This is a genomic window from Pseudomonas sp. RL, assembly GCF_000647775.1.
Taxonomy (GTDB): Bacteria; Pseudomonadota; Gammaproteobacteria; order Pseudomonadales; family Pseudomonadaceae; genus Serpens; species Serpens flexibilis.
Window position 1 is genome coordinate 1 of record NZ_JBOY01000189.1, and the last position, 5,301, is coordinate 5,301.

General features: G+C 68.3%; 6 protein-coding genes. All 6 read left to right on the top strand.

Annotated elements, in window-relative coordinates; genetic code table 11:
• Positions 1-366 (top strand): helix-turn-helix domain-containing protein (locus tag AS93_RS19790; protein WP_037010054.1); only part of this gene is annotated, 366 nt, incomplete at its 5' end.
• Positions 367-587: 221 nt separating this feature from the next.
• Positions 588-1,544 carry a TAXI family TRAP transporter solute-binding subunit gene (locus AS93_RS0118010; protein ID WP_027591878.1) on the top strand — a complete coding sequence of 319 codons (957 nt, stop codon included), beginning with the start codon at positions 588-590 and terminating at the stop codon, positions 1,542-1,544.
• Between the two features lie 101 nt (positions 1,545-1,645).
• Positions 1,646-3,670, top strand: a complete 2,025-nt coding sequence (locus tag AS93_RS0118015; RefSeq protein ID WP_027591879.1) for a TRAP transporter permease — start codon at positions 1,646-1,648, stop codon at positions 3,668-3,670.
• Positions 3,667-4,050: a DUF1850 domain-containing protein gene (locus tag AS93_RS0118020; protein WP_027591880.1), complete on the top strand. Its 384-nt coding sequence runs from the start codon at positions 3,667-3,669 to the stop codon at positions 4,048-4,050. The genes AS93_RS0118015 and AS93_RS0118020 overlap by 4 nt, the downstream gene beginning before the upstream one ends.
• A gap of 65 nt (positions 4,051-4,115) precedes the next feature.
• Positions 4,116-4,649, top strand: a complete 534-nt coding sequence (locus AS93_RS0118025; RefSeq protein WP_027591881.1) for a DUF3617 domain-containing protein — start codon at positions 4,116-4,118, stop codon at positions 4,647-4,649.
• Positions 4,650-4,680: 31 nt separating this feature from the next.
• The coding region (locus AS93_RS0118030) for a GTP-binding protein (RefSeq protein ID WP_027591882.1) at positions 4,681-5,301 on the top strand (621 nt) is incomplete at its 3' end.

Consider the following 5,301-nt stretch of genomic DNA (forward strand, 5'->3'; position numbering starts at 1 on the left):
ACCGAAGGCCTTTACGGCACCCCGACCTATGTGCCGCCGCTGCAGCCGGCGGACATGGCGCGGCTTCTGGCCCATGACTGGCCGGGCAACGTGCGCGAGCTGATCAACGCGGCGGAACGCCATGTGCTCGGCCTGGCCAGCCCGGGCCTGGCGCGGGTGCCGGTCAGTCAGTCGCTGGCCGCACAGATGGAGGCCTTCGAGGCGCAGTGCCTGCACCAGGCACTGCAACGCTGTCAGGGCAACATCGCCGAGGTGATGGCCCTGCTGCAGCTGCCGCGGCGCACCCTCAACGAAAAGATGCAGCGTCACGGCTTGCAGCGCAGCCGTTATCTGCCGGCCGGGGTCAGCGATTCGGAGCCGGAATAGGCGGATTCTTGCCGATGTCGGGTCGGCTATGGGCGGATTCCCGCTGGTTCTCTGGCGGCGGGGAACTGGCGATGGCTCGCCAGAGCGCGGCCCATGGGCTTGTCAGCCCTTGCGATGTCGCTGGCACAGGTCCTGCTAGGGTATTGGCAAGCCCCTCGACCGTCGGGTTGATCGGCTTCGCCCCTTGCGGGGTCTGCCCATAAAAAAAGGAGTTGCAATCCATGCGCATGAGCAAACGCTTCGGCCTGTTCGCGGCCGCTGTCGCCTTCACTGCCAGCACCGCGGCCGTCGCCGCACCCACCTTCATCAACGTACTCACCGGTGGCACCAGCGGTGTGTACTACCCGATCGGCGTGGCCCTGTCCCAGCTGTACGGCAACGGCATCGACGGCGCCCGCACCTCGGTGCAGGCCACCAAGGCCTCGGTGGAAAACCTCAACCTGCTGCAGGCCGGTCGCGGCGAGCTGGCCTTCTCGCTGGGCGACTCGGTGGACGACGCCTGGAAGGGCAATGCCGACGCCGGTTTCAAGGCGCCGCTGAACAAGCTGCGCGCCATCGCCTCCATCTACCCGAACTACATCCAGGTGGTGGCCAGCAAGGAATCCGGCATCAAGACCCTGGCTGACCTGAAGGGCAAGCGTGTCTCCGTCGGGGCGCCCAAGTCGGGCACCGAGCTGAACGCCCGCGCCATCTTCAAGGCCGCCGGCCTGAGCTACGAAGACCTGGGCCGCGTGGAATTCCTGCCTTACGCCGAGTCGGTCGAGCTGATCAAGAACCGTCAGCTGGACGCCACCCTGCAGTCCTCCGGCCTGGGCATGGCGGCCATCCGTGACCTGGCGGCGATGATGCCGACCACCTTCGTGGAAATCCCCAAGGACGTGGTCGAGAAGATTGGCAGCCCGGTCTACCAGGCGCGCCCGATCCCGGCCGGCACCTATGACGGCCAGGACAAGGACGTGATGACCGCCTCGATCACCAACATGCTGGTGACCCACGAGAACGTCTCCGAGGAAGTCGCCTACCAGATGACCAAGCTGGCCTTCGAGAACCTGGAGCGCCTGGGCAACGCCCACTCCGCGGCCAAGGGCATCACCCTGGAAAACGCGGTCAAGGGTCTGCCGATTCCGCTGCACCCGGGTGCCGAGCGCTACTACCGTGAAGTCGGTGTGCTGAAGTAAGCGAGCCCCCGGCGCGCGTTGCGCCCGCCATCCCAGTCCCCCGGCAGCCGCCGGGGGACTGGTCGTCCCATTAGATTCCACGCCGTCTCCGGGAGTTTTCCATGAGCGAGCAACAAGGGCTGAACGTCAGCCCCAGCCAGTGGCCGAAGACGTTGTTCTATGTCGCCCTGCTGTTTTCCGCCTACCAGATCATCACCGCCGCCTTCCACCCGGTGTCCACCCAGGTGCTGCGTTCCGGCCACGTGGCCTTCCTGCTGCTGCTGATCTTCCTGTCCTACCCGGCACGTGGCGCCAGCCGCCCCTGGCAACCGCTGGCCTGGCTGCTCGGCCTGGCGGGCATGGCCACGGCGTTCTACCAGTGGCATTTCGAGGCCGACCTGATTCAGCGTTCCGGTGACCTGACTCCTGCCGACATGGCCGTCGGCGTGTTGCTCATCGTGCTGGTGTTCGAGGCCGCGCGGCGTGTGATGGGTATCGCCCTGCCGCTGATCTGCACGCTGTTCCTGGCCTACGGTCTGTTCGGCCAGTACCTGCCGGGCGACCTGGCTCACCGTGGCTACGGCTTCGACCAGATCGTCAACCAGCTGTCCTTCGGCACCGAAGGCCTTTACGGCACCCCGACCTATGTGTCGGCCACCTACATTTTCCTGTTCATCCTGTTCGGCGCCTTCCTGGAGCAGGCCGGGATGATCAAGCTGTTCACCGACTTCGCCATGGGCATGTTCGGCCACAAGACCGGCGGCCCGGCCAAGGTCTCGGTGGCGTCCTCCGCGCTGATGGGCACCATCACCGGCTCCGGCGTGGCCAACGTGGTGACCACCGGCCAGTTCACCATCCCGCTGATGAAGCGTTTCGGCTACAAGCCGGAATTCGCCGGCGCCGTGGAGTCTACCTCCAGCATGGGCAGCCAGCTGATGCCGCCGGTGATGGGCGCGGTCGCCTTCATCATGGCCGAAACCATCAACGTGCCCTATGTCGAGGTGGCCAAGGCCGCGCTGCTGCCGGCGCTGCTGTACTTCGGCGCGGTGTTCTGGATGGTGCACCTGGAAGCCAAGCGCGCCGGTCTCAAGGGCCTGCCCAAGGATGAATGTCCGAGCGCGCTGGACGCGGTCAAGCAGCGCTGGTACCTGCTGATTCCGCTGGTGGTGCTGGTCTACCTGCTCTTTTCCGGTTTCACGCCGATGTTCTCCGGTACCGTCGGCCTGGCGCTGACCGCCATCGTCATCCTCGGCTCGGCCCTGATCCTGCGGGTCTCGTCCAACACGCTGCGCATCCTGTTCTGGATCGCCCTGGGCATCGCCTGCGCCGGCTTCTTCAAGCTCGGCATCGGCGTGGTGTTCGGGGTGATCGCCGCGCTGGTGGCGGCCTGCTGGTTCGTCAAGGGCGGCCGGGAAACCCTGCGCACCTGCGTTCACGCGCTGGCCGAAGGCGCGCGTCACGCGGTGCCGGTGGGTATCGCCTGCGCCCTGGTCGGGGTGATCATCGGCGTGGTGTCGCTGACCGGTATCGCCACCACCTTCGCCGGCTACATCCTGGCGATCGGACAGAACAACCTGTTCCTGTCGCTGGTGCTGACCATGATCACCTGCCTGGTGCTGGGCATGGGCATCCCGACCATTCCCAACTACATCATCACCAGCTCCATCGCCGCTCCGGCGCTGCTCGACCTGGGCGTGCCGCTGATCGTCTCGCACATGTTCGTGTTCTATTTCGGGCTGATGGCCGACCTGACCCCGCCGGTGGCGCTGGCCTGCTTCGCGGCCGCGCCGATTGCCCGGGCCAGCGGCTTCAAGATCAGCCTGTGGGCGGTGCGCATCGCTGCCGCCGGCTTCGTGGTGCCCTTCATGGCGGTCTATGACCCGGCGCTGATGATGCAGGGCGACAGCCTGGCAGCGATTATCTACATGTTCGTCAAGGGCGCCTTCGCCATTGGCCTGTGGAGCTTCGCCGTGGTGGGCTTCATCAGCCGGCCGCTGGCCTGGTGGGAACGGCTGATCGCGTTCGCCGCCGGCGTCTCGCTGGTGCTGGCGCTGCCGATCAGCGATCAGCTGGGCTTCGGCCTCGGCATCCTGCTGGTCGCCCAGCACCTGTGGCGCGCGCGCCGGGCGCAGCCGATCGCCGCATGATCGGTCTGTGCCTGGGACTGGCCGGGGTGGTGTGGGCAGAAGTGCCCACCACCGAGTTCACCCTGGCCTGGACCCACACCATCGAGAAGATCCGCTGGGAAGAGGATTACCGCGTCACGCCGCAGGGCTTGCGGCTCGACGCGGCGCGCATCCGCGGCACCGGCGCCGGCATGGAAGTGCCGGACGGTGCCGTGCTGCGTGACGGCAGCTGGCAGTACCATCCGCAGCTGCCGGTCTTGCCGCAGCTGCGCCTGGGGCGCACCCCCGAGGCCGGCGACTACCAGCTGTGCCAGGCCGGCGCCTGCCGGCCGCTGGCCGACTGGCTCGGCCCGCCGCGCCACGAGCGTCCCGCGGTCGAAGTCTGGCCCTGCGGACAGTAGGGCTCCCCGGCACCTGCCGGTGGCTGGACTAGGCTTTGCGGCATCCATCACGCAAGGATCGCCGCATGCCCCCTTCGCTTCGCCTGCCGTTGGCAGGTGCACTGTTGTGCTCATCGCTGACCGCGCAGGCCATGGAGCTGCTGCCGGGGCTGTGGGAGTTCACCCCGCGCAACCTGGAGGTCGACGGCCAGTCGTTGCCCGACCTGGACCGCCTGCTGGTGGGTTTGGAGCACCTCTCCGGCGGGCAGCGCGAGCAGCTGCTGGACCAGTTGGCCCGCCAGGGCGTGCAGCTGGCCGGGCGCGCGGTGCAGCTGTGCCTGGACGAGGCCCGGCTGCGCACCACCGACTTCGTGCTGCCCCAGGGATCTGGCTGCCGCCCGCAGCTGACCGAGCGCGGCGAGCGGCTGTGGCGCTTCGCCTTCGACTGCCGCGATGCCCAGGGTGAGGGTGAAACGCAGTTCCTCAGCGAGCGCGAGTTCGTCACCCGCCTCGACGGACGTTTTGCGCTGCACACCACCCGACCCGGCCATGGCCGCCTGGAATCCCATGCCCGCTGGCTCGGCGCGGATTGCGGGAGCCTGGCGCCACGGGACGGCTGACGTCCGCCGCGCGAAGGCGCACCATAGCGCCATGCTCGAACAGATCCCCACCCATGTGATTGCCGGCCCGCTGGGCGCCGGCAAGACCAGCCTGCTGCGCCAGTTGCTCGCCCAGAAGCCGGCCGAGGAACGCTGGGCGCTACTGATCAACGAATTCGGCGCCATCGGCCTGGATGCCGCCTTGCTGGAAACCGGCGAAGACGGCATCGCCCTGGCCGAGGTGGCCGGCGGCTGTGTGTGCTGCGTCAGCGGCGCGCCGTTCCAGGTCGGTCTGGCGCGCTTGCTGCGCCGCAGTCGGCCGCAGCGGCTGTTCATCGAACCGTCCGGCCTCGGCCATCCGGCCGAGCTGCTGCGCCAGCTGGCGGCGGTGCCCTGGCGAGGCGTGCTGCACCTGCAGCCGCTGGTGCTGGTGCTGGATGCCGCCGCACTGTCCACCGGCGCGGCGCTGCCGGACAGCCAGGCGGCGGTGCTCGAGCAGGCCGGGTTGCTGGTCCTGAACAAGGCGCAAGCCCTCTCGGCCGCCCAGCGTGAGGCGCTGGCGGCGCGCTGGCCGGCCACGCCGCTGCGCTGGACCGAGCAGGGGCAGATCGCCCTGGCCGAGTTGCCGACCACGCCGCTGCCGGAAACGCCGGCTGCCGCCTGGCCGGCTGCC

Coding starts and splice junctions, on each gene's coding strand:
- AS93_RS0118010 (WP_027591878.1), top strand. CDS start 588: ATGCGCATGAGCAAACGCTTCGGCCTGTTCGCGGCCGCTGTCGCCTTC.
- AS93_RS0118015 (WP_027591879.1), top strand. CDS start 1,646: ATGAGCGAGCAACAAGGGCTGAACGTCAGCCCCAGCCAGTGGCCGAAG.
- AS93_RS0118020 (WP_027591880.1), top strand. CDS start 3,667: ATGATCGGTCTGTGCCTGGGACTGGCCGGGGTGGTGTGGGCAGAAGTG.
- AS93_RS0118025 (WP_027591881.1), top strand. CDS start 4,116: ATGCCCCCTTCGCTTCGCCTGCCGTTGGCAGGTGCACTGTTGTGCTCA.